General features: G+C 60.4%; 17 protein-coding genes. 9 read left to right on the forward strand and 8 right to left on the reverse strand.

Annotation, left to right across the window (positions count from 1 at the left end):
* The first annotated feature begins 334 nt into the window (after positions 1-334).
* Positions 335-1,111, forward strand: a complete 777-nt coding sequence (locus tag ACP7EW_RS26980) for a ferredoxin--NADP reductase (RefSeq protein ID WP_426221082.1) — start codon at positions 335-337, stop codon at positions 1,109-1,111.
* A gap of 42 nt (positions 1,112-1,153) precedes the next feature.
* On the opposite strand, the gene mscL is transcribed toward ACP7EW_RS26980, so the two are convergent.
* Positions 1,154-1,573, reverse strand: a complete 420-nt coding sequence (gene mscL / locus ACP7EW_RS26985; RefSeq protein WP_426221084.1) for a large-conductance mechanosensitive channel protein MscL — start codon at positions 1,571-1,573, stop codon at positions 1,154-1,156.
* Positions 1,574-1,860: 287 nt separating this feature from the next.
* Here mscL and katB point away from each other — a divergent pair, with 287 nt between their 5' ends.
* From katB to radA, 3 genes are read left to right on the forward strand one after another with little or no spacing between them, the layout of a single operon-like run.
* Entirely contained in the window at positions 1,861-3,402 is a 1,542-nt protein-coding gene (katB, locus tag ACP7EW_RS26990; RefSeq protein WP_426221086.1) for a catalase KatB, read from the forward strand.
* Positions 3,403-3,460: 58 nt separating this feature from the next.
* Entirely contained in the window at positions 3,461-4,000 is a 540-nt protein-coding gene (locus tag ACP7EW_RS26995) for an ankyrin repeat domain-containing protein (protein WP_426221088.1), read from the forward strand.
* Between the two features lie 35 nt (positions 4,001-4,035).
* Entirely contained in the window at positions 4,036-5,403 is a 1,368-nt protein-coding gene (radA, locus tag ACP7EW_RS27000) for a DNA repair protein RadA (RefSeq protein WP_016976768.1), read from the forward strand.
* On the opposite strand, the gene ACP7EW_RS27005 is transcribed toward radA, so the two are convergent.
* Positions 5,392-5,757 (reverse strand): PilZ domain-containing protein, encoded by a 366-nt coding sequence (locus tag ACP7EW_RS27005; RefSeq protein ID WP_016976769.1) that lies wholly within the window; start codon positions 5,755-5,757, stop codon positions 5,392-5,394. The genes radA and ACP7EW_RS27005 overlap by 12 nt on opposite strands.
* 174 nt (positions 5,758-5,931) lie before the next feature.
* Between ACP7EW_RS27005 and ACP7EW_RS27010 the strand changes: the two genes are divergently transcribed.
* The 3 genes from ACP7EW_RS27010 to yjiA all read left to right on the forward strand — a co-directional run bounded on the left by ACP7EW_RS27010 (position 5,932) and on the right by yjiA (position 9,249).
* Positions 5,932-7,998 (forward strand): carbon starvation CstA family protein, encoded by a 2,067-nt coding sequence (locus tag ACP7EW_RS27010; RefSeq protein WP_426221090.1) that lies wholly within the window; start codon positions 5,932-5,934, stop codon positions 7,996-7,998.
* Positions 7,999-8,013: 15 nt separating this feature from the next.
* Positions 8,014-8,211: a YbdD/YjiX family protein gene (locus ACP7EW_RS27015; RefSeq protein ID WP_016976771.1), complete on the forward strand. Its 198-nt coding sequence runs from the start codon at positions 8,014-8,016 to the stop codon at positions 8,209-8,211.
* A 78-nt stretch (positions 8,212-8,289) separates the two neighbouring features.
* The gene (gene yjiA / locus ACP7EW_RS27020; RefSeq protein WP_033901563.1) at positions 8,290-9,249 is read left to right on the forward strand and encodes a GTPase; all 960 of its coding nucleotides are present in this window, start codon (positions 8,290-8,292) and stop codon (positions 9,247-9,249) included.
* 45 nt (positions 9,250-9,294) lie between these two features.
* Here yjiA and glyA read toward each other — a convergent pair whose 3' ends face one another.
* The 3 genes from glyA to ACP7EW_RS27035 all read right to left on the reverse strand — a co-directional run bounded on the left by glyA (position 9,295) and on the right by ACP7EW_RS27035 (position 15,368).
* On the reverse strand, positions 9,295-10,548 hold the full coding sequence (glyA, locus tag ACP7EW_RS27025) for a serine hydroxymethyltransferase (protein WP_426221092.1): 1,254 nt from the start codon (positions 10,546-10,548) through the stop codon (positions 9,295-9,297).
* Positions 10,549-10,788: 240 nt separating this feature from the next.
* The gene (locus tag ACP7EW_RS27030) at positions 10,789-14,640 is read right to left on the reverse strand and encodes a sensor domain-containing protein (protein ID WP_426221095.1); all 3,852 of its coding nucleotides are present in this window, start codon (positions 14,638-14,640) and stop codon (positions 10,789-10,791) included.
* A 116-nt stretch (positions 14,641-14,756) separates the two neighbouring features.
* Positions 14,757-15,368 (reverse strand): LysE family translocator, encoded by a 612-nt coding sequence (locus tag ACP7EW_RS27035; RefSeq protein ID WP_426221097.1) that lies wholly within the window; start codon positions 15,366-15,368, stop codon positions 14,757-14,759.
* 159 nt (positions 15,369-15,527) lie between these two features.
* Here ACP7EW_RS27035 and ettA point away from each other — a divergent pair, with 159 nt between their 5' ends.
* Positions 15,528-17,192, forward strand: coding sequence for an energy-dependent translational throttle protein EttA (gene ettA / locus ACP7EW_RS27040; protein ID WP_033901566.1), 1,665 nt, complete (start codon positions 15,528-15,530; stop codon positions 17,190-17,192).
* Positions 17,193-17,438: 246 nt separating this feature from the next.
* Positions 17,439-18,767 (forward strand): NADP-specific glutamate dehydrogenase, encoded by a 1,329-nt coding sequence (gene gdhA, locus ACP7EW_RS27045; protein ID WP_426221099.1) that lies wholly within the window; start codon positions 17,439-17,441, stop codon positions 18,765-18,767.
* On the opposite strand, the gene ACP7EW_RS27050 is transcribed toward gdhA, so the two are convergent.
* The 3 genes from ACP7EW_RS27050 to ACP7EW_RS27060 form a co-directional block, all read right to left on the reverse strand.
* Complete coding sequence (locus ACP7EW_RS27050; RefSeq protein WP_426221101.1) at positions 18,764-19,252, reverse strand: GreA/GreB family elongation factor; 489 nt, start codon at positions 19,250-19,252, stop codon at positions 18,764-18,766. The genes gdhA and ACP7EW_RS27050 overlap by 4 nt on opposite strands.
* 70 nt (positions 19,253-19,322) lie before the next feature.
* Positions 19,323-19,679 carry a hypothetical protein gene (locus tag ACP7EW_RS27055; RefSeq protein ID WP_269132064.1) on the reverse strand — a complete coding sequence of 119 codons (357 nt, stop codon included), beginning with the start codon at positions 19,677-19,679 and terminating at the stop codon, positions 19,323-19,325.
* A 238-nt stretch (positions 19,680-19,917) separates the two neighbouring features.
* Entirely contained in the window at positions 19,918-21,771 is a 1,854-nt protein-coding gene (locus ACP7EW_RS27060; protein ID WP_033901570.1) for a DUF4105 domain-containing protein, read from the reverse strand.
* Between the last annotated feature and the right edge of the window lie 57 nt (positions 21,772-21,828).

Here is a 21,828-nt window from a genome sequence, read left to right on the forward strand (position 1 = left end):
CCCCAACGCTGCACGGAAATGAGTGTAGGATATGGGCTACATTTCCAGCGGAAAATTTCGCTCTTACACACAGGTATTTAATAATATTTCTGCGGCCGTTTAGTGGGGGTTACAAGCGCGCAATTGGAAACTCGCCGATTATTAGTGGCTTGAAGGCCCTGTAACGATCAACTAACAGCGTATATAGGGAGCTGCTTGAAAAGCTAATAGCGAATTGATTAGGGGTGCAGCTAAATGGCCATCACTGCTTGCGTGCACCATGCCACTACCATCCGTAGGTGTTTCCGCACGCGACTTTGAGGGACACTAAGGCACCTGTTGAACGGAGCCCCCCATGACGGCCAGCGCTGAAAAATTTACCCGCCAGACCTTGCTCGACGTGCAATCGCTGACCCCCAGCCTGTTTACCCTGCGCACCACCCGCGATCCGGGGTTTCGTTTTACGGCAGGGCAGTTCGTACGCCTGGGGGTGAACAAGGCGGATGGCAGTACTGTGTGGCGCGCCTATTCCCTGGTGTCCTCACCGTTTGATGAGCACTTGGATTTTTTCTCGATAGTGGTTCCCGGCGGAGAGTTCACCAGTGAGCTGAGCCGCCTGAGAGTGGGCGATACCTTAATGGTAGAGCGCCAGGCCACGGGCTTCCTGACCCTGAACCGTTTCGTCGATGGCCGCGATTTGTGGATGCTGGGCACCGGCACGGGCGTGGCTCCATTTTTGTCGATCCTGCAGGACTTCGAGGTCTGGGAGAAATTCGAAAAGATCATCCTGGTGTACAGCGCGCGGGAAGCCCAAGAGCTCGCCTACCAGGCGTTGATCAAGGAATTGGGCGAGCGTGAATACCTGGCCGAGTACGCGCATAAACTCACCTACATTCCCATCGTCACTCGAGAACGGTGCACGGGCGCGTTGAATGGACGCATCACGACATTGATCGAAAATGGCGAGCTGGAAAGAGCAGCCGGCGTCGAATTGACCCCGGAACATTCCCGCGTGCTGATTTGCGGCAACCCGCAGATGGTCGATGACACACGCCAGTTGCTCAAACGGCGTGATATGAACCTGAGCTTGAGCCGTAGGCCCGGCCAGGTGGCGGTGGAAAACTACTGGTAATAAAAAAGGCGCCTTAAGCAGGCGCCTTTTTCAAGCCGGTATTTACTGAAGCGGCTTGTCGTTCTGTGCCTTGAGCAGATCGCGGATCTCACCCAGCAACAGTTCTTCCTTGGTCAGCGTCGGCGGAAGGCTTGGCGCCACGGCCTCTTCACGTTTCAGGCGGTTGATCGCCTTCACGCCCATGAAGATCGCGAACGCAATGATCACAAAGTCGATGACGCTCTGGATGAACTTGCCGTAGGCCAGTACCACCGCCGGCGCCTCACCTTGTGCAGCCTTGAGCGTTATCGCCAAATCGCCAAAGTCCACCCCCCCGATCAGCAGGCCGAGCGGCGGCATCACCACGTCGCCTACAAACGAGGAAACAATTTTGCCGAAGGCGGCGCCGATGATAATACCGACGGCCATGTCGACCACATTACCTTTGACCGCGAAGGCCTTGAACTCACTGATCACGCCCATAGGTTATTCCTTGTTACAGATGAGAAGGGTGGGACTCAGTGTAAGTCAGTCGTAGCGGGCTTGCCCGACACAACCGTTAACACTGTTAGTTTTTATCGACACATTAAAACGCAAATAGTTTGCAAAGTGCCATCAATCGCGCGCGAAATACTCGCAAAATCAGTGGCTTACTACATTATTTTATTAATCGGGTTGGTACGGCTTTTCTATTTATCTTCTGACTCTCGGGTCACTAGCCTCTGGCAAGCACAACTGAATGTGCATTAAAAAAACCAGAGGAAACCTCGATGAAGATCCCTATGAGCCGCGGGCCTGTTTCAGCGCGATACGCGCTGGTACTGGCGACCGCCAGCCTGCTTTCCCTGTCCGTACACGCCGCCGACCTGACCCGCGATAACGGTGCTGCGGTGGGTGACAACCAGAACTCGCAGACCGCCGGCGCCAATGGCCCAGTGTTGCTGCAAGACGTGCAGTTGATCCAGAAGCTGCAGCGCTTCGACCGCGAGCGCATCCCCGAGCGCGTGGTACACGCCCGTGGCACCGGCGCCCACGGTACGTTCACCGTCACCGATAACCTCAGCGACCTGACCAAGGCCAAGGTGTTCGCGGCCGGCGAAGCCACCCCCGTGTTCGTGCGCTTCTCCGCCGTGGTCCACGGCAATCACTCCCCGGAAACCTTGCGCGACCCACGTGGTTTCGCCACCAAGTTCTACACCGCTGACGGCAACTGGGACCTGGTAGGCAATAACTTCCCGACGTTCTTTATCCGCGACGCCATCAAGTTCCCGGACATGGTCCACGCCTTCAAACCAGACCCGCGCACCAACCTGGATGACGATTCCCGTCGCTTCGACTTCTTCTCCCATGTGCCTGAGTCCACCCGCACGTTGACCGAGCTGTACTCCGACTCCGGCACCCCGGCCAGCTATCGGGAAATGGACGGCAACGGCGTGCACGCCTACAAGCTGATCAACGCCAAGGGCGAAGTGCACTACGTCAAGTTCCACTGGAAGAGCCTGCAAGGCATCAAGAACCTCGATCCCAAGCAGGTCACCGAAGTGCAGGGGCGCGACTACAGCCACATGACCAACGACCTGGTCACCCACATCAACAAGGGCGATTTCCCCAAGTGGGACCTGTACGTGCAGGTGCTCAAGCCTGAGGACCTGGCCAAGTTCGACTTCGATCCATTGGATGCGACCAAGATCTGGCCGAATGTGCCTGAGCGCAAAGTCGGGCAGATGGTGCTGAACCGCAACCCCGCCAACGTGTTCCAGGAAACCGAGCAAGTCGCCATGGCCCCGGCCAACCTGGTGCCGGGCATCGAGCCGTCTGAGGATCGCCTGCTGCAAGGCCGCGTGTTCTCCTATGCCGATACCCAGATGTACCGCCTGGGCGCCAACGCCCTGCAATTGCCAATCAACGCCCCACGGGTGACCGTCAACAACGGTAACCAGGACGGCGCGATGAACTTCGGCAAGACCACCACCGGCGTGAACTACCAGCCAAGCCGTCTGCTGCCACGGGACGAGCCGCAAGCCGCGCGCTACAGCCAGTCAGCCCTTTCGGGCAGCACCCAGCAGGCGAAGATCCAGCGCGAGCAGAACTTCAAGCAGGCCGGTGATCTGTACCGCTCCTTCACGAAGAAAGAGCGCCAGGACTTGATCGAGAACTTTGGTGGCTCGCTGGCGACCACCGATGACGAGAGCAAACACATCATCCTGTCGTTCCTGTACAAGGCCGACCCGGAATATGGCACTGGCGTGGCCAAGGTTGCCAAGGGTGACCTGGCGCGCGTGAAGGCGCTGGCGGACAAACTGACTGACTGATCCGTTGGTTCTGGTCGGCGCCCTTGATCAGGCGTCGACCTTTGGCAGGAGAACACCCATGCGAGTTTCTATCGGATTGCTGATGGCCATGCTGGCCTTTGTCGCCCATGCCGAGTCTCCCGACCCGGTTGCGCTCAAGGCCCAGTTGCAGGACTACTATTTCGACGCCGCCCGCCGAGGCGACCTCGACATGCTCGACACCTTTATCGACTCCGGCTACAGCCTCAACACCCAGGACGACAAGGGCTACACCGCGTTGATCCTCGCCGCCTATCACGGCCAGGGCCCGTTCGTTGAGCGCTTGCTCAGCGCGGGCGCCGACGCCTGTGTGCAGGACAAACGTGGCAACACCGCGCTGATGGGCGCGATCTTCAAAGGCGAGTTGAAAATTGCCCAGCGCCTGCTGGCGACCGACTGCAACCCCGATCAACGCAACGGCGCCGGGCAGACGGCGGCCATGTACGCCGGGCTGTTCAAGCGCGTCGAGTTGCTGGATGGATTGAAGGCCAAGGGCGCCGACCTCAACGCCGAAGACCCGATCGGCAACAGCGCTTCACGATTGGCCAGCGGTGAAATCCGGACCCCGGCGTCGCGCTGAGCTATCATCGCGGTTTTTCGGTTGGAGGTTCTCAAATGGCAAAGGCCAAGCGCATGTACGGCTGCACGGAGTGCGGCGCGACCTTTCCCAAGTGGGCCGGCCAGTGCACCGAGTGCGGTGCGTGGAACACCCTGACTGAAACCATGATCGAGAGCGGTGGCGCCGCAGCTCCCACCGGCCGTGCCGGCTGGACCGGGCAACAGGCGCAGATCAAGACGCTGGCCGAAGTCAGCGTCGAAGAGATCCCGCGTTTCTCCACGGCCTCCGGTGAATTGGACCGGGTGCTGGGCGGCGGCCTGGTGGACGGTTCGGTGGTGCTGATCGGCGGCGACCCAGGCATCGGAAAATCGACGATCCTGCTGCAAACCCTGTGCAGCATCGCCAGCCGCATGCCGGCGCTGTATGTCACCGGCGAGGAATCCCAACAACAAGTGGCGATGCGCGCCCGTCGCCTGGGGCTGCCCCAGGATCAACTGCGGGTGATGACCGAGACCTGCATCGAAAGCATCATCGCCACGGCGCGTATCGAAAAGCCCAAGGTCATGGTGATCGACTCGATCCAGACCATTTTCACTGAGCAATTGCAGTCAGCGCCGGGCGGCGTGTCCCAGGTGCGTGAAAGTGCGGCGCTGCTGGTGCGCTATGCCAAGCAGAGTGGCACAGCGATCTTCCTGGTCGGTCATGTGACCAAAGAGGGCGCACTGGCCGGGCCACGGGTGTTGGAGCACATGGTCGACACCGTGTTGTATTTCGAAGGTGAATCCGATGGCCGTCTGCGTTTGCTGCGGGCGGTGAAGAACCGTTTCGGCGCGGTCAACGAACTGGGCGTGTTCGCCATGACGGACCGGGGGCTTAAAGAAGTCTCCAACCCTTCAGCGATTTTTCTCACTCGCGCCCAGGAAGAAGTCCCCGGCAGCGTGGTGATGGCAACGTGGGAAGGCACTCGCCCGATGCTGGTGGAAGTGCAGGCGTTGGTGGATGACAGCCATCTGGCCAACCCGCGCCGCGTGACGTTGGGCCTGGATCAGAACCGCCTGGCGATGTTGCTCGCCGTATTGCACCGTCACGGCGGCATCCCGACCCATGACCAGGACGTGTTCCTCAACGTGGTCGGCGGGGTCAAGGTGCTGGAGACCGCATCCGACCTGGCGTTGATGGCGGCAGTCATGTCCAGCCTGCGTAACCGACCGTTGCCCCATGACTTGCTGGTGTTCGGTGAGGTGGGCCTGTCGGGCGAGGTGCGTCCGGTGCCCAGCGGCCAGGAACGCTTGAAGGAAGCTGCCAAGCACGGCTTCAAACGCGCAATTGTGCCCAAAGGCAATGCGCCGAAGGAGTCGCCGCCGGGGATAAAGATCATTGGCGTGACGCGGTTGGAACAGGCATTGGATGCACTATTCGAGTAGGGCGCCCAGCTCGCGCTCCAACTCTTGCTGATCACCCAGGTTCAACTCGATCAGTCGTCGCAAATGGCTGATCGAGTCCAGGTCGATGTGCTGGCACACAAACCCAAGCTGCCCATGATCGTCATGGGCCAGCTTTACCTGCATCTTTATATGCGCCCGTGGGTCCAGCCGGATGTCCACGTCAAATAGCCGCTTGCCATTACCCCGCCAGTCGTCAGGGCGCTCCACCAGCAAGCCCCGCAGCGATAAATCCAGCAGTTGCACCGGCCAATTCCAGCTGTCCTGGGCAATGGTCGTCTTGGCATCAAAGGCGATGCGACGGAAACGGCGGCGATCAGACGGTTGCTCGGTCATGGTGAAACCCTCTGGAGATAAGGGGATTGTAGCCCTGCGCCATCATTGGTCCGGTATTTCTGCTTTTTTTGTGCGCAGGAGGCTCTAGACCAACGTAGGGGGGTGGCCTTTGAGGCCAACAGCGCTAAACTCGGGATGGCTGTCCTTTCTGTCCACCCTGGCTGGAATATAAAAATGAAAAATAATAATAGCCTGCTACGCCACCTACCCTGGCTGGTGCTGGCAATCGTAGGAGCGTGCGCCCTAGGCGTAGTGGCTTTGCGCCGCGGCGAGGCGATCAACGCCTTGTGGATTGTGGTCGCTGCTGTGGCCATCTACCTGGTTGCGTACCGTTACTACAGTCTGTTCATCGCTAACAACGTGATGCAACTCGATCCACGGCGGGCCACCCCCGCAGTGCTCAATAATGACGGTCTGGACTATGTGCCGACCAACAAACACATCCTGTTCGGTCACCACTTTGCGGCGATTGCCGGTGCAGGCCCGTTGGTCGGTCCGGTGCTGGCGGCGCAAATGGGCTACCTGCCCGGCACGCTCTGGCTGATTGCTGGCGTGGTGCTGGCCGGTGCGGTGCAGGACTTCATGGTCCTGTTCCTGTCCACCCGTCGCAACGGCCGTTCCCTGGGGGACATGGTTCGCGAAGAGATGGGCCGTATCCCTGGGACCATCGCGCTGTTCGGCTGCTTCCTGATCATGATCATCATCCTCGCTGTGCTGGCGCTGATCGTGGTCAAGGCCTTGGCCGAGAGCCCATGGGGCATCTTCACGGTGATGGCGACCATCCCGATCGCGATGTTCATGGGCATCTACATGCGCTACATCCGCCCGGGCCGCATCGGCGAAATCTCGATCATCGGCGTGCTGTTGCTGCTGGGTTCGATCTGGCTGGGCGGGCAGATTGCCGCTGACCCTGTCTGGGCCAAGGCCTTCACCTTCACCGGCATTCAAATTACCTGGATGCTGATCGGCTATGGTTTCGTCGCCGCAGTGCTGCCGGTGTGGCTGATCCTGGCGCCGCGTGACTACCTCTCCACCTTCCTGAAAATCGGCACCATCATCGCCCTGGCGATCGGCATTCTGGTCACCATGCCCGACCTGAAAATGCCGGCCCTGACCCAATTCATCGACGGCACCGGCCCGGTGTGGAAGGGTGGCCTGTTCCCGTTCCTGTTCATCACCATTGCCTGTGGCGCGGTCTCGGGTTTCCACGCGCTGATCTCCTCGGGCACCACGCCCAAGTTGCTGGATAACGAAACCAACGCCCGCTACATCGGTTACGGCGGTATGTTGATGGAATCGTTCGTCGCCATCATGGCAATGGTTGCCGCTTCGGTGATCGAGCCTGGCGTGTACTTCGCCATGAACAGCCCGGCTGCCGTGGTGGGCAGTGATGTAGTGACTGTGGCGCAAACTGTCAGCAGCTGGGGCTTTGCCATTACCCCGGAAGCACTGACGGCGGTCGCCCATGACATCGGTGAAACCACCGTCCTGGCGCGTGCCGGCGGTGCACCGACCCTGGCGGTGGGTATCGCGCAGATCCTGCACAGTGTGCTGCCGGGTGAAAACACCATGGCGTTCTGGTACCACTTTGCGATCCTGTTCGAAGCGTTGTTCATCCTGACGGCCGTGGACGCGGGCACCCGTGCCGGTCGCTTCATGCTGCAAGATCTGTTGGGCTCCTTCGTACCGGCGCTGAAACGCACCGAGTCCTGGACCGCCAACCTGATCGCGACCGCCGGTTGCGTGGCGATGTGGGGTTACCTGCTGTACCAAGGCGTGATCGACCCACTGGGCGGCATCAACACCTTGTGGCCACTGTTCGGTATCTCCAACCAGATGCTGGCAGGTATCGCGCTGATGCTGGCCACCGTTGTGCTGATCAAAATGAAACGCCAGCGCTACATCTGGGTGACCATGCTGCCGGCTGTCTGGCTGCTGATCTGCACCACCACCGCGGGCTTCATCAAGCTGTTCGACGCCAACCCGGCGATCGGCTTCCTGTCGCTGGCCAAGAAGTACAGTGATGCATTGGCCAATGGTCAGATCCTCGCCCCGGCGAAGAACATCGACCAGATGCAGCACGTGATCTGGAACGCCTACACCAACGCAACGCTGACGGCGCTGTTCCTGTTCGTGGTGTTCAGTATCCTGTTCTATGCGCTCAAGGTCGGCGTCGCCGCCTGGGGCAACAAAGAACGTACGGATAAAGAAGCCCCGTTCCAGGCTGTTCCGGACGCGTGATCGAGGATTGCAACCATGTTCAATGACATCAATCGCCTCGGTAAATACCTCGGTCAGGCCGCGCGCCTGATGGTCGGCATGCCCGACTACGATACGTACGTCGAGCATATGCAAACCAAACACCCGGACAAGCCGGTGATGGACTACAAGGCGTTCTTCCGGGAACGCCAGGAAGCCCGTTACGGCGGCAAGGGTGGGCCCAAGTGCTGTTGACCTGCTAGGCAGGCCCCTGTGGGAGCCCATACCAATGGGCTCCCATTTTTATTTCTGTTTATTGAAGGAGAACTGCTTTTGTCCTCTCCCATTCCGGTCACCGTCCTCAGCGGCTTCCTCGGCGCCGGCAAGACCACCTTGCTGCGCCACCTGCTCAAGGCCGAGCACGGCCTGAAGATCGCCGTGATCGAAAACGAATTCAGCGACGCCGGTATCGACACCCAGCTATTGGGCGCCGAGCCAGTGCAAGTCATGACCCTGTCCAACGGCTGCGTGTGCTGCACCATCCACACCGACCTGACCAAAGCCCTGTACCTGCTGCTGGAGCGCCTGGACAGCGGCGAAATCGCCTTCGACCGCCTGGTGATCGAATGCACCGGCCTGGCCGACCCGGCACCGGTGGCGCAGACCTTCTTTATCGATGAGGAACTGCGCGAGCGCTATATCCTCGACGGCATCATCACCCTGGTGGACGCCGCCCACGCCGAGCACCACCTGACCCAGACCATCGCCCAGGCCCAGATCGGCTTTGCCGACCGCCTGCTGGTGAGCAAACGCGATCTGGTGGATGACGCGACCTTTGACGCGCTCAGCGAGCGCCTCACCCGCATCAACCGCCGCGCGCCGATTCGGGTGGTGGACCATGGCAACATCGACCTGGCTGAACTGCTCGATGTGCGTGGCTTCAACCTTAACGCTGGCATGAGCCTGCGCCCGGTGCGCGCTGCGCCGTCCATCGACCGTATCTCCAGCCTGGTGTTGCGCACCGACCAGCCGCTGGATATCGACCGTTTGAGCGAGTTCATGAACGAACTGCTCGAAGACCACGGCAAGCAACTGTTGCGCTACAAGGGCGTGCTGAACATTGCCGGTGAAGACCGGCGCATGGTGTTCCAGGGCGTGCTCAAGCTCTACGGCTTTGATTGGGACACCGAGTGGGAAGAGGGCGAGGCGCGGGAGAGTGTGATTGTGTTCATTGCCGATGAACTGCCGGAAGACAAGATTCGCGAAGGTTTCCAGCGCGTCTATCAGGCATAAAAAAGCCCGGCTCTAGAGCCGGGCTTCTTATTCAAGCAACTGCAATCAAGCGCCGTACACCGGCAGCTTCTTACAGATGGCCTTGACCTTCTCACGCACCGCGTCGATCACGGTTTCGTTGTTCAGGTCAGCCAGGATGTCGCAGATCCAGCCAGCCAGTTCCTTGCACTCTGCTTCCTTGAAGCCACGCGTGGTCACAGCCGGAGTACCGAAGCGCAGGCCGGAGGTGACGAACGGCGAACGTGGGTCGTTCGGCACGGAGTTCTTGTTCACGGTGATGAAGGCTTTGCCCAGGGCTGCGTCAGCATCTTTACCGGAAATGTCCTGCTTGATCAGCGACAGCAGGAACAGGTGGTTTTCAGTACCGCCGGAGACGACGTCGAAGCCACGCTCGATGAACACGCTCGCCATGGTCTGGGCGTTCTTGACCACTTGTTGCTGGTAGGTCTTGAACTCAGGCTGCAGGGCTTCCTTGAAGCAGATCGCTTTGGCGGCGATCACGTGCTCCAGCGGGCCGCCTTGGGCGCCTGGGAAGACAGCGGAGTTCAGCTTCTTCTCGATGTCGGCGTTGGCGCGAGCCAGGATCAGGCCGCCACGTGGACCGCGCAGGGTCTTGTGGGTCGTGGTGGTCACGACGTCAGCGTAAGGCACCGGGTTCGGGTAGACGCCAGCGGCGACCAGACCGGCCACGTGGGCCATGTCGACGAACAGGTACGCGCCCACTTTGTCAGCGATTGCGCGGAAACGTGGGAAGTCCAGGATCTGCGAGTAGGCAGAGAAACCGGCCACGATCATTTTTGGCTTGTGCTCGACCGCCAGGCGCTCGACTTCGTCGTAGTCGATCAGGCCGTTGGCATCGATACCGTATTGAACGGCGTTGTACAGCTTGCCGGAGGAGGAAACGCTGGCGCCGTGGGTCAGGTGACCGCCGTGGGCCAGGCTCATGCCCAGGATAGTGTCGCCGCCTTGCAGCAGGGCCAGGTACACGGCGCTGTTGGCTTGGGAACCGGCGTGCGGCTGGACGTTGGCGTAGTCGGCGCCGAACAGTTCTTTGGCGCGGTCGATAGCCAGCTGTTCAACCACATCGACGTACTCGCAACCACCGTAGTAGCGCTTGCCTGGGTAACCTTCGGCGTACTTGTTGGTCAAGACCGAACCTTGAGCCTCCATCACCGCTGGGCTGGTGTAGTTTTCCGAAGCGATCAGCTCAATGTGCTCTTCCTGGCGCACGGCTTCTTGCTCCATGGCGGCGAAGAGATCGGCGTCGTACTTGGCAATAGTCAAATCACGGCTGAACATGGCGGTCCTCAAGGATCGGGGGCAGAAAAGGAGGGCATTCTAACCCAATGGGTTTTAGATGGCATATGAAAGGACATCATGTCGCGGATAAGCGGGGCTCATCTGGGGATAAGCGGTGGCTGTGAGGGCCTCTTCGCGAGCAAGCTCGCTCCCACATTCGACCGCATTTCAAAGATGGAACTCGGTCAAGTGTGGGAGCGGGCTTGCTCGCGAAGAGGCCAGCAGCTTCACCACAAGGTCTCAATCGAACATGAACAGCGCATCATTGCTGAACTGCGCCTCGAACCGATTCGCCGGCATCGGCCGCCCGAACAGGTAACCCTGTACTTCATCGCAGCCATGCTCACGCAGGAAGTCCAGCTGCTCATGGGTTTCCACGCCCTCGGCGATCACCGCCAGGTTCAGGCTGTGGGCCATGGCGATAATGGCGCGGGCGATCTGTGCGTCTTGCTCGCCTGATGGCAGGCCATCGACGAAAGTGCGGTCGATCTTCAACACGTCGATGGGGAATTGCTTGAGGTAGTTGAGCGACGAATAGCCCGTGCCAAAGTCGTCAACCGCAATGCTCAAGCCCAGGTTTTTCAGGCTGTCGAGGATCTGCATCGCCTCGTTGACTTCACGCATCAGGATACTTTCGGTCAGCTCCAGCTCCAGGCACGCCGGCGGCAGGCCGGTGTCCTTGAGGATGGTGGCGATGCGGGTGCCCAACTGGCCGTCGGAGAACTGCCGCGCCGAGATGTTCACCGAGACTTTCGGCACGCGCACCTTGTTCTGGTGCCAGGTCTTGAGCTGTCGGCAGGCTTCGCTGATCACCCAGTCGCCCACGTCCACCACCAGGCCCAATTCCTCCAGCACCGGGATGAAATCCCCCGGCGGCACCAGGCCACGACGCGGGTGGCGCCAGCGCAGCAGGGCTTCGGCGCCGGTCAGGCGTTTACCGTCGCCGCTGAACTGCGGTTGGTAATAAAGCACGAATTCGTTCTGGTCCAGGGCGTGGCGCAGGTCGCTTTCCAGCTCCAGGCGCTCCAGGGCGCTGGCGTTCATGTCGGCCTGGTAGAACTGGAAGTTGTTCTTGCCGCGTTCCTTGGCGTGATACATCGCGGTGTCGGCGTTTTTCATCAACTGGCTCAGCTCGTTGCCGTCCTGAGGGCTCAGGGCGATACCGATACTGGCGGTGACAAAAAACTCGCGGCCCTCCAGTACAAAGGGCTTCACCAGGCTGGCGAGGATCTGCTCGGCCACATGAATGGCACGGTTCAGCGCCATTTCGCGGCTGATCCGCGGCTGCAGGAGCAGGGTGAACTCGTCGCCGCCCATGCGCGCCACGGTGTCGTCTTCGGCCACGCAACCCAGCAGGCGCGTGGCCATTTCCTTGAGCATGCGGTCGCCAGCGGCGTGGCCCAGGGAGTCGTTGATCGGTTTGAAGCGGTCGAGGTCGAGGAACATCAGCACCACCCACGACTTCTGCCGTTCGGCCGACTGCAACGCGGTGTGCAGGCGATCCTGGAACAGCGTGCGGTTGGGCAGGTGGGTGAGGGCGTCGTAGTAGGCCAGGCGGTGGATGCGCTGCTCGCTGGCCTTGCGCTCGCTGATGTCACTGAAGAAACACACATAGCTGGCCAGGTCGCCTTCATCGTCGAACACGGCGGTAATGCCCACCCACGCCGGGTAATGCTCGCCGTTGCGGCGCTTGAGCCACACTTCGCCTTCCCAGGTGCTGTGCTGGTGCAGTTGCTTGAGCACGTAGCGCAGATGGGCTTCCTGCTGTTCGTCGACGGTGAGCATGTTCGGCAACTGGTCGAGTACATCGCTGACCGCATAGCCGCTGACCCGGCTGAACGCCTCGTTGGCCTGCACAATATAGCCGGCGGGGTCGGTAATCAGGATCGCCGAGGTCGAGTGTTCGAATACCGTGGCCGCCATGCGCAGGTCTTTCTCGGCGCGGCGTTGCTGGCTGATGTCGCGGCCCACGCCAAGGATGCCCTCGAAGGCGCCGTGTTCGTCCCACACCAGCACCAGTCGCAGCTCGATCGGCACTTTGCGACCATCTGCGCGCAAGCAGTCGAACAGGAACAGTTGGGTCTGGATCTCATCACGCAGCCGGTTCAGCGCCTCAGGATCGCCCAGCGAGCGGCTGACCTGTTCCACCAAGCTGTAAATGCCGGTCAGTTGCTGCGGGTTGGCGATGATCGACTGCCAGCCGTTCTTGAACACCCAGTCCACGTCATAACCGAGCACGGCGTTGACCGAAGGGCTGATGTAGTTGAGCGCCAACTGGCTGTCGGTGGAGCAGATCACGTCGCTGATGCTTTCGGCCAGCATGCGGTAGCGCTGTTCGCTGTCACGCAGGGATTCGCTGGCCTCGATCTGGTCGGTGATGTCCTTGGCCACGCCGATGATGCGGGTGATCTGCGCCGTCTTGTCGCGAGCCAGGGCCTGCTCGCGGATATCAAATCGCCGCCATTGGTTATTGCGGTGACGGAAACGCAGCTGGCATTGCAATTGGGTGGTGTAGCCGATCTGGCGCTGCTGCTGGCGCAGGTCGTGGTAATGCTCGGCGTCTTCGGGGTGCAGCAGGATTTCCCAGAAGTACTCGCCCATTTGCTGCAGTTCGGCCTTGTTGTAGCCGAGGGTGTGGCCCAGGTGATGGTTGCTGAAAATCATGCGCTGGCTGATCACATCCTGCACATACAGGTGGTCGGGGACGGTGCGGACCACGTCGGACCAGAAGCTCTCGCGCTCCACCAGTGACAGCTCGATCAACTTGCGGCTGGTGATATCGCTGATGCTGAGGATCACTGCCTTGAAATCGTCCTGCTGCTCCGGCAGGCGCATCACCAGCCACAGGTACTGCTCGTTGCCGGCCACGTCCTTGAGCTGGATTTCCAGTTCCAACTGGTTCTGCTGGGTCAGTACCGCCTCAAGAATCTGGTAGCCGATGGACGTGGCATTGCGCGGGCAATCATCGATCAGGCGCTCCCAGGCTTCTTCACAGGAACCCACGTTCAGCAGGCGCACCGCTACCTGGTTGACCTCGGTGATGCGCAGTTCCTTGAGCAGTTGCTGGCGCTCGTTAGGGTTGTCCTGCAGCCAGGCGTGCAGTTGCTCGCGGGTCTCCAGCCGGGTCTTGTCGAAGAAGGCATTCAGGCCCGACAGGTCGAGCACGCACAAGGCCACGCCGGTGCCTTCGAAAATGTCCTGGTAGCGCCGGCGGCCTTCATGCACCTGACGCTGGCGGCGACGCATGTTCAACAGCACGATCACCGGGATCAATGAAAACGCCAGGCCCAGCAGGCATTTGCCGATGAAGGCCGGCAGCAGTTGTTCCAGCACCGCCGTGCGGTCGAACAGCCCGCGCAGTTGCCAGTCGCTCTTGCTCAGGGGCGTGACCAGTACGCTTTTATTCAGCTCGTCCGGGGTGAGCGCAGACGCCCACTGCGCTGGCATGCCGCTGTCTCGGCTGACAACCCGGTGGTTGACGCGATTCTCGATGACCCACAGCGGGCGCTGGCCCTGGCCGTCTTGGCGGGTGAGATTGCTCAGGTAGTTGGGGGCCAGGCGCAGCGCCCAATACATCCGCGAGCCGCCGCTGGGTTGGTGCAGCAACAGATAGATAATCGTGCCGTCGTTGCTGTTGCTCAGGTAATAGGATTGGGCGTGGCTGCGTTGCACCAGTTCTGCCAGCCAGGCGGCGTCCTGGCTGTCGGTGGCGCTGTCACTGACCATCGCGCCGCTGGGGGCGAGCAGGGCGATGCTGCGCAGCTCCGGCAGCGAACGTTGCAAGGTGCGCATCAGGGCCTGTTGCTGTTCGCTGTCACGCGGTGGCTCGACCATCGGCAGCAAGTTCAGGGCGATTTTTGCGCTGAGGGCCATGTTCAGGCTGATCTGTTCAGCCAGGTCAGCGCTGTAGTCGATGGTGTATTGCTGTTGATTCTTCTGGTTTTGCTGGAGCTGGTCGAGCAACTGCCAGAACAATAACGCGAGCAGCATGAGGACGAGCGTCGCCAATGCGCCTTTGAGGGTGCCGTGCAGAGGCGCTCCCGGCGCTATATGAGCGGCGCGCAGGGGAGTTGGCGGCGTGACTTTGGACAAGCTGTGATCCTGCGGTTTGGCTGGACTGGCGCGCGACGTGCACTATAAGCCGGACGCCCGGAGGGCGGCTAGCATGCCTTGACTTGTGGCAAAGTGCCAGCCCCGCCTGGCGGGCACTAAAGAGCGCCGCTGGTATGGATCAGGCTGTCCGCCAGCCGCGTCAGGATCGCCAGCGTGAACAGGCTGATAACCACAGAAGCCGTGCGGTTGATGGTGTGCGGCGTCAACCACGCGTATCCGCCGCGTTTGATGCGTGCCCCCAGCAGCACCCAGGCACAGCCCACCGGTATCACCACGGCGGTGAACTGCGCGACGAAATGCACGTACAGGTTTAAGTCTGCGAACGTCTGCATCGGGACGATAAACGACACGATCAGTAATCCTTTGGGGTTGATCAGCGTGAGCAAAAAGAAATTCAGCGTGGAGACCCGTGCCTCGGGCTCGGTGTGGAGTGTTTCGTCGGGATGGCACCACAGCAGGTAGCAAGTCCTGATCAAGTAGCAGACCGAGGCGAACTGCATGAGCTTCAGGCCCCAGGGCGCGTTGTCGCCGATATGGCCGAGCAGGTAGCCCCAGAAGGAGATCTGCGTCAGGTAGGCCAGGCATTCCAGCAGGCTCAGCGGCCAGGCGCGCCGGAATCCTACGAGTAACCCCGAGCGCAGCAGCAGCGTGTTGGTGGGCCCCGGCATTAATAGCAGTAGCCCGAGTGCGGATAGGACGCCAAGCATGAAGGGTGTCTCCTGGAACCCCTGAGGGTTTTGGCCGGCTAATCTAACAGATAGGCTTCGATACGCTCGGTCACTTAGGTTAACCTTGAGGATTCGCAACACTATGTACAGCGCCATGACGCTACGTAGGCCTGTTCTTACTTTTATGAGGTCCACATTTTGGCTCAATACGTCTTCACCATGCATCGGCTGGGCAAAGTTGTCCCTCCGAAGCGGGAAATCCTGAAAAACATTTCGCTGTCCTTCTTCCCTGGCGCCAAGATCGGCGTGCTCGGCCTCAACGGTTCGGGTAAATCCACCTTGTTGAAAATCATGGCTGGCGTCGACACCGAGTTCGAAGGCGAAGCCCGCCCGATGCCTGACCTGAACATCGGCTACCTGCCGCAAGAGCCGATCCTGGACCCGACCAAGACCGTGCGTGAAGTGGTGGAAGAAGCCGTCAGCGTGATCAAGAACGCCCAGGCGCGCCTGGACGAGGTCTACGCGGCGTACGCTGAAGAAGATGCCGACTTCGACAAACTGGCCGCCGAACAGGCCAAGCTCGAAGCCATCCTGCAAGCCAGCGATGGTCACAACCTGGAGCGCCAGCTGGAAGTCGCCGCCGATGCACTGCGCCTGCCGGCGTGGGACGCCAAGGTCGAACACCTGTCCGGTGGTGAGAAACGTCGTGTGGCCCTGTGCCGCCTGCTGCTGTCGGCCCCCGACATGCTGCTGCTCGACGAACCTACCAACCACTTGGACGCCGATTCCGTCGCCTGGCTGGAACACTTCCTACACGATTTCCCAGGCACCGTGGTCGCGATCACGCACGACCGGTACTTCCTGGACAACGTGGCCGGCTGGATCCTCGAGCTCGACCGTGGCGCCGGTATCCCTTACGAGGGCAACTACTCCGGTTGGCTGGAAGCCAAGTCCGACCGTCTGGCCGCCGAATCCAAGCAGCAATCGGCCCATGAAAAGGCCATGAAGGAAGAACTGGAGTGGGTGCGCAAAGGCGCCAAGGCCCGCCAGTCCAAATCCAAGGCCCGTCTGCAACGCTTTGAAGAAATGCAATCCCAGGAATTCCAGAAGCGTTCGGAAACCAACGAGATCTACATCCCGGCCGGTCCGCGCCTGGGTGACAAGGTCATCGAGTTCAAGAACGTTTCCAAAGGCTATGGCGACCGCGTGCTGATCGACAACCTGTCGTTCTCCATGCCAAAAGGCGCGATCGTCGGCGTTATTGGTGGTAACGGTGCGGGTAAATCCACGCTGTTCCGCATGCTGATGGGCAAGGAAACCCCGGATTCGGGCACCATCGAAGTCGGCGAAACCGTGCAGCTTGCCTGTGTGGACCAGAGCCGTGAAGACCTGGATGGCAGCAAGACCGTGTTCCAGCAGATTTCCGACGGTTCCGACCAGATCCGCATCGGCAACTATGAAATCCCGTCGCGTACCTACGTCGGCCGTTTCAACTTCAAGGGCGGCGACCAGCAGAAGTTTGTCAAGGACCTGTCCGGTGGTGAGCGCGGTCGCTTGCACCTGGCCCTGACCCTGAAAGAGGGCGGCAACGTCCTGCTGCTCGACGAACCGTCCAACGACCTTGACGTTGAAACCCTGCGCTCCCTGGAAGAAGCCCTGCTGGACTTCCCGGGCGCCGCCATTGTGATCTCTCACGATCGGTGGTTCCTTGACCGCGTCGCGACCCACATCCTGGCGTACGAAGACGACTCGCAAGCGGTGTTCTTCGAAGGTAACTACACCGAGTACGAAGCGGACCGTAAAAAGCGCTTGGGCGACGCTGCTGCCCAGCCGCACCGTGTGCGTCACAAAAAACTGGCCTGATTCGGGTTGGTGGTTTGACAGAGCGGAGCCTTCGGGCTCCGTTTTTTTTGCCTGGGATTTGATGGTGCGCGCGGTTCGGGCTTGCTCCCTGAAAAGGTGCATAAAAGCCCCTGAAACTGGATACAGTTATATAAAATGCACCATTTAAATTCACAAAGGCGACATTTTGCCCTGTCGCAGTGCGGAATGAATTGATAAAGTCCGGCTCAATCTCCGTTAACAACTAAAAATTTGCCGAGACTTTTCATGATCGAATCCTTCCTCGCCCGCCTCAAGAAACGCGACCCCGACCAGCCGGAATTCCACCAGGCCGTAGAAGAAGTCCTACGCAGCCTGTGGCCGTTTCTGGAAGCCAACCCCCACTACCTGACCTCGGGCATATTGGAGCGCATCTGCGAGCCGGAGCGCGCGATTACCTTCCGGGTGTCGTGGGTGGATGATCATGGCAAGGTCCAGGTCAATCGCGGCTTCCGCATCCAGATGAACAGTGCCATCGGCCCCTACAAAGGCGGCCTGCGCTTCCACCCGTCGGTGAACCTGGGCGTGCTGAAATTCCTCGCCTTTGAGCAGACCTTCAAGAATTCCCTGACCTCGCTGCCCATGGGCGGCGGCAAAGGCGGCTCGGACTTCGACCCCAAGGGCAAGAGCGATGCTGAAGTCATGCGTTTCTGCCAGTCCTTCATGAGCGAGCTGTATCGCCACATCGGCGCGGACGTGGACGTGCCGGCCGGCGATATTGGCGTGGGCGCCCGTGAGATCGGCTTCCTGTTCGGCCAGTACAAGCGTCTGAGCAACCAGTTCACCTCCGTGCTGACCGGCAAGGGCATGACCTACGGCGGCAGCCTGATCCGCCCGGAAGCCACGGGTTTCGGCTGCGTGTACTTCGCTGAAGAGATGCTCAAGCGCAACAACCAGCGGGTGGAAGGCAAGCGTGTAGCGGTGTCCGGCTCCGGCAACGTGGCGCAATACGCGGCGCGCAAGGTCATGGACCTGGGCGGCAAGGTGATTTCCCTGTCCGACTCCGAAGGCACTCTGTACGCCGAAAGCGGTTTGACCGAAGAGCAATGGTCGGCCCTGCTGGAGCTGAAAAACGTCCAGCGCGGCCGCATCAGCGAACTGGCCGAGCGTTTCGGCCTGGAATTCCGCAAAGGCCAGACGCCATGGGAACTGGCTTGCGACATCGCCTTGCCTTGCGCGACCCAGAACGAACTCGATGCCGACGCCGCCCGCGCTTTGCTGCGCAATGGCTGCATCTGCGTGGCCGAAGGCGCCAACATGCCGACCACGCTCGAGGCTGTGGATATCTTTATCGAGGCGGGCACCCTGTTCGCGCCGGGTAAAGCTTCTAACGCTGGCGGCGTGGCCGTGAGTGGCCTGGAAATGTCGCAAAACGCCATGCGCCTGCTGTGGACCGCCGGTGAAGTGGACAGCAAGCTGCACAACATCATGCAATCGATCCACCATGCCTGCGTGCATTACGGCGAAGAAAACGGCCGAGTCAACTACGTGAAAGGCGCGAACATCGCCGGCTTCGTCAAAGTCGCCGACGCGATGCTGGCCCAAGGCATCGTCTAAGCCTCGGGTTCGATCCGCAGCACTTCGATCAACTGATCGCCGACGGGGCGCTGCCACAGCACCTCGTCACCCACCTGGGCGCCCAGTAAGGCGCGGCCCAGGGGCGAACCCCAGTTGATCAAGTCTGCGCCCGCATCAGCCTGGTCTTCACCGACTAACTGGATGCGTTGTTGTTCGTCCTGCTCATTGGCGAAGGTCACCCAACTGCCGATCTGCACCTTGTCGGTGGAGGTGGCCGGCGCGACCACCTGGGCGCTTTGCACCCGCTGGTTGAAGTAGCGCAAATCCCGCTCAAGGTCGGCCTGGCGCTGTTTATCGCCCTTGGCGGATTCAACGCTGTGCTCGTGCTGCAACCGTGCAACCTTGGCCTGCAATTGCGCTAACCCTTGTGCAGTCAGGCGATTGGGCTGCTCGCTCACCTGACGTTCCACCGGCTGATCAGCCTGGGCGGCGGCGTTGTCCTCGTTTACAAAAGCTCGGCTCATGACGTTCTCCCTCTCTGGAGTTTGGGCCATGGTCGCCGCGCTTTAGTTTCGCTGGATGTCTGGAAACGACCTATTGCGAACGATAGGCCCTGGCGGCGTCGCGGTTTTTCTCCTGTTGCCAGGCGCGCTCGCGGTCATCCCAGTGGTTGTCCTTGTAGTCACGCAACTCTTCGTTCTCGCGCATGGCCTTGCACTGACGGAAACCGTCCTCCCAGCCTTCGGCGTATTCACGGTCCTTCAGATAACGCGGCACATTCTTGCGAAACTCCCCGCTGATCACCCCAGCGGCCTGGCGACCGCTGCTGCAACCATCATCAAAACCATCGGCAAACGCCGGTGGGTAACCTTTGGCCAGCAAATCCTGGTGAGTGGATTGGCAACCGGCCAACCACGCTACTGCACACAGCATTACCGCATACCGCCACATGGCGTACTCCCTGGCCGTTTCACGGCTGATAGGGAAGAGTCTAGAAGGGGAATTGTCGGGGAGGTGTGAAAGGGAGGTGAGAAAGGTGTTGGGCTGCGGTGAGTGTCTGAATAGACGCGCGCCAAGTGTGGGAGGGGGCTTGCCCCCGATGGCAGTGTGTCAGTTAGTACATCTGATTCTGACACTCCGCTATCGGGGGCAAGCCCCCTCCCACATTTTGATCTCGGCCAGGCTTTAGTCAGTAGTGATACCACTTCACCTCAAGCATCACTTCATTCACCGGCGTCGACAAGTGGCTGTACTCACGCTGTGCGCTCAGGCGCAGCCCCAGGTTGCGCGATAATTCCCACTGCTGGTTCAGGCTGATGCTACGGCGCACTTCGCCATTGGTGAAGAAATCACCCTTGGCTTCCAGGCTCAGGTTACCCAACGGGTTTTTCCACAGTACGCCGGTATTGAACCCGGCCGCGGGGGAGATGGCTTCGTTGAAGTCGTTGTTGTGCTCCACGCGCACGGTGCCGAGGGCGAAGCCGAGCATGTCGTCGCGCAGTTGCCAGGTGCCGCCGGCGCCGCCGTTGACGTGGGCGACCAGGGTTTCGTCGTCGTGTTTGCCCGGTACGCGTTCCAGGCCGCCGGTGACTTGCCATGACCATGGCTGCAACAAGGCGTTGCGTGGGGTCAGGGAGCGGATGGTGGCCAGGTCCAGTTGCTGCAGTTGCCAGTGGTTGCCTTCGTACTGGCGCAGTTTCATCTGCAGGATTTCGATCTGCGCGCCCAGGGGGAAGCCTTCGGCGTTGTCGTTGAGGTCGTGGTAGGCCATGCGCAGGCCGTATTCACCGAAGGCCTTGTCGCCACGGGTGCCGATGCCGGCTTGCCAGGTGCGTGATTCATGGCCGTTTTCCGGCAGGCCGGGCGGGGTGATCTTGAGGTCGGGCGCCGGGTTCTGGTTAATTGCGCGCAGCAGTTCGAAGCTGCGCTGGGAGCGGGCGGTGTCGCGCTCCAGGCCATTGGCGCGGTAGCGGCCAAGGCGGTAGGCGGCGTCGATGATCAGTGCCTGGCGATCTTTAGCGATGGCCTTGAAGGCGGGGTCCTGCAATTGCTTCTGATCGTCGCTGACCTTCAATACCCATTGCTGTTCGTCGCTGTCCAGCGGCTTGGCGCGCTCCAGCAACTCGCGTTCACGGGAAGGACGGTAGTCGATCTTCTCTACCAGACCTGCGTCTTTCACGGCCTTTACGGTGTCGGTCGGGATGGCGGTCAGCGGGAACTGTTCGGTCAAGCGCAGGCCGGGACGCGCCACTTGCAGCAGTTCCAGCAGGCGATAGGAGCAGTTTTCGTCAAAGAAGAAGTAGTCGAACTGGATCTGCTTGAGCTCCCACACGTGCTCGACCATGCGCTCGGTCTCGACTTGCGTGAGGTTGAGGCGGTATTCCCACAGGTCGCGGTTCTCAAGGCTGCGGTACTCCGACAGCTTCTCTTGGTAAGGCACCAGGGCGAACAGGCCGGGATAACCGCCCATCAGGCCTTTCCAGGCGTAAAGAATGCTGTTGTCGGAGCCTTCGATGTAGGCGCCGAAGTTGATCGCGTAGCTGAGCAGGGCAGTGTTGTTGCTTTGCACGTCGGCCTGGTCGATGCGTAGCAGCGTGTGGCCGAACATCGACGACGGGCTGTTGAGGTAGGCCGCCGGGAAGATCATCACCGCGCTATGGGGGGCGACGTCCTTGAACCATTGCTTGAATTCTGTGCAGTCCACGGCAGGCAGGTCAGTGAGGTGCAACTGATCCTTGAGCCAGCGGGTCCGTGCGGGGTAAACGCACTGGGCGTGTTTTTCACCCAGGCTGGCTGGCGCGTAGAGCGCATCAACGGTGGCCTTGAGCTCGGCGTCCGGGTGGTGGGCGCCATCGGGCGCGAGGAAGAATTTCTTGTCGCTGACATAACTGCGCCAGCCACTGATCTTGCCGGCTTCGTAATGGCCCAGGGAAAGCCAGAACGGATCATTGGCCAATTGCTGCAAACGTTGATCATCAAGGTGCGGGGCCGCGTACAGCGGGGCGCAGGCGAAGAGTGCCATCCAGGCAAAGCGTTTGAGCATAGGGGCAACTTAAGTCGGATATAAAAGAGACCCAAAGGGAGGCGGGTCCAAAAAATA

This window comes from Pseudomonas sp. DWRC2-2, from assembly GCF_049897885.1.
In the GTDB taxonomy this organism is placed as follows: Bacteria; Pseudomonadota; Gammaproteobacteria; order Pseudomonadales; family Pseudomonadaceae; genus Aquipseudomonas; species Aquipseudomonas azotoformans_A.

Excerpts from the sequence above, each read along its gene's own strand:
- ACP7EW_RS27060 (WP_033901570.1), bottom strand. The coding sequence starts at position 21,771 with ATGCTCAAACGCTTTGCCTGGATGGCACTCTTCGCCTGCGCCCCGCTG.
- gdhA (WP_426221099.1), top strand. The coding sequence starts at position 17,439 with ATGATCGAATCCTTCCTCGCCCGCCTCAAGAAACGCGACCCCGACCAG.
- radA (WP_016976768.1), top strand. The coding sequence starts at position 4,036 with ATGGCAAAGGCCAAGCGCATGTACGGCTGCACGGAGTGCGGCGCGACC.
- glyA (WP_426221092.1), bottom strand. The coding sequence starts at position 10,548 with ATGTTCAGCCGTGATTTGACTATTGCCAAGTACGACGCCGATCTCTTC.
- katB (WP_426221086.1), top strand. The coding sequence starts at position 1,861 with ATGAAGATCCCTATGAGCCGCGGGCCTGTTTCAGCGCGATACGCGCTG.
- ACP7EW_RS26995 (WP_426221088.1), top strand. The coding sequence starts at position 3,461 with ATGCGAGTTTCTATCGGATTGCTGATGGCCATGCTGGCCTTTGTCGCC.
- ACP7EW_RS27050 (WP_426221101.1), bottom strand. The coding sequence starts at position 19,252 with ATGAGCCGAGCTTTTGTAAACGAGGACAACGCCGCCGCCCAGGCTGAT.
- mscL (WP_426221084.1), bottom strand. The coding sequence starts at position 1,573 with ATGGGCGTGATCAGTGAGTTCAAGGCCTTCGCGGTCAAAGGTAATGTG.
- ACP7EW_RS26980 (WP_426221082.1), top strand. The coding sequence starts at position 335 with ATGACGGCCAGCGCTGAAAAATTTACCCGCCAGACCTTGCTCGACGTG.
- ACP7EW_RS27035 (WP_426221097.1), bottom strand. The coding sequence starts at position 15,368 with ATGCTTGGCGTCCTATCCGCACTCGGGCTACTGCTATTAATGCCGGGG.
- ACP7EW_RS27055 (WP_269132064.1), bottom strand. The coding sequence starts at position 19,679 with ATGTGGCGGTATGCGGTAATGCTGTGTGCAGTAGCGTGGTTGGCCGGT.
- ACP7EW_RS27015 (WP_016976771.1), top strand. The coding sequence starts at position 8,014 with ATGTTCAATGACATCAATCGCCTCGGTAAATACCTCGGTCAGGCCGCG.
- ACP7EW_RS27005 (WP_016976769.1), bottom strand. The coding sequence starts at position 5,757 with ATGACCGAGCAACCGTCTGATCGCCGCCGTTTCCGTCGCATCGCCTTT.
- ACP7EW_RS27010 (WP_426221090.1), top strand. The coding sequence starts at position 5,932 with ATGAAAAATAATAATAGCCTGCTACGCCACCTACCCTGGCTGGTGCTG.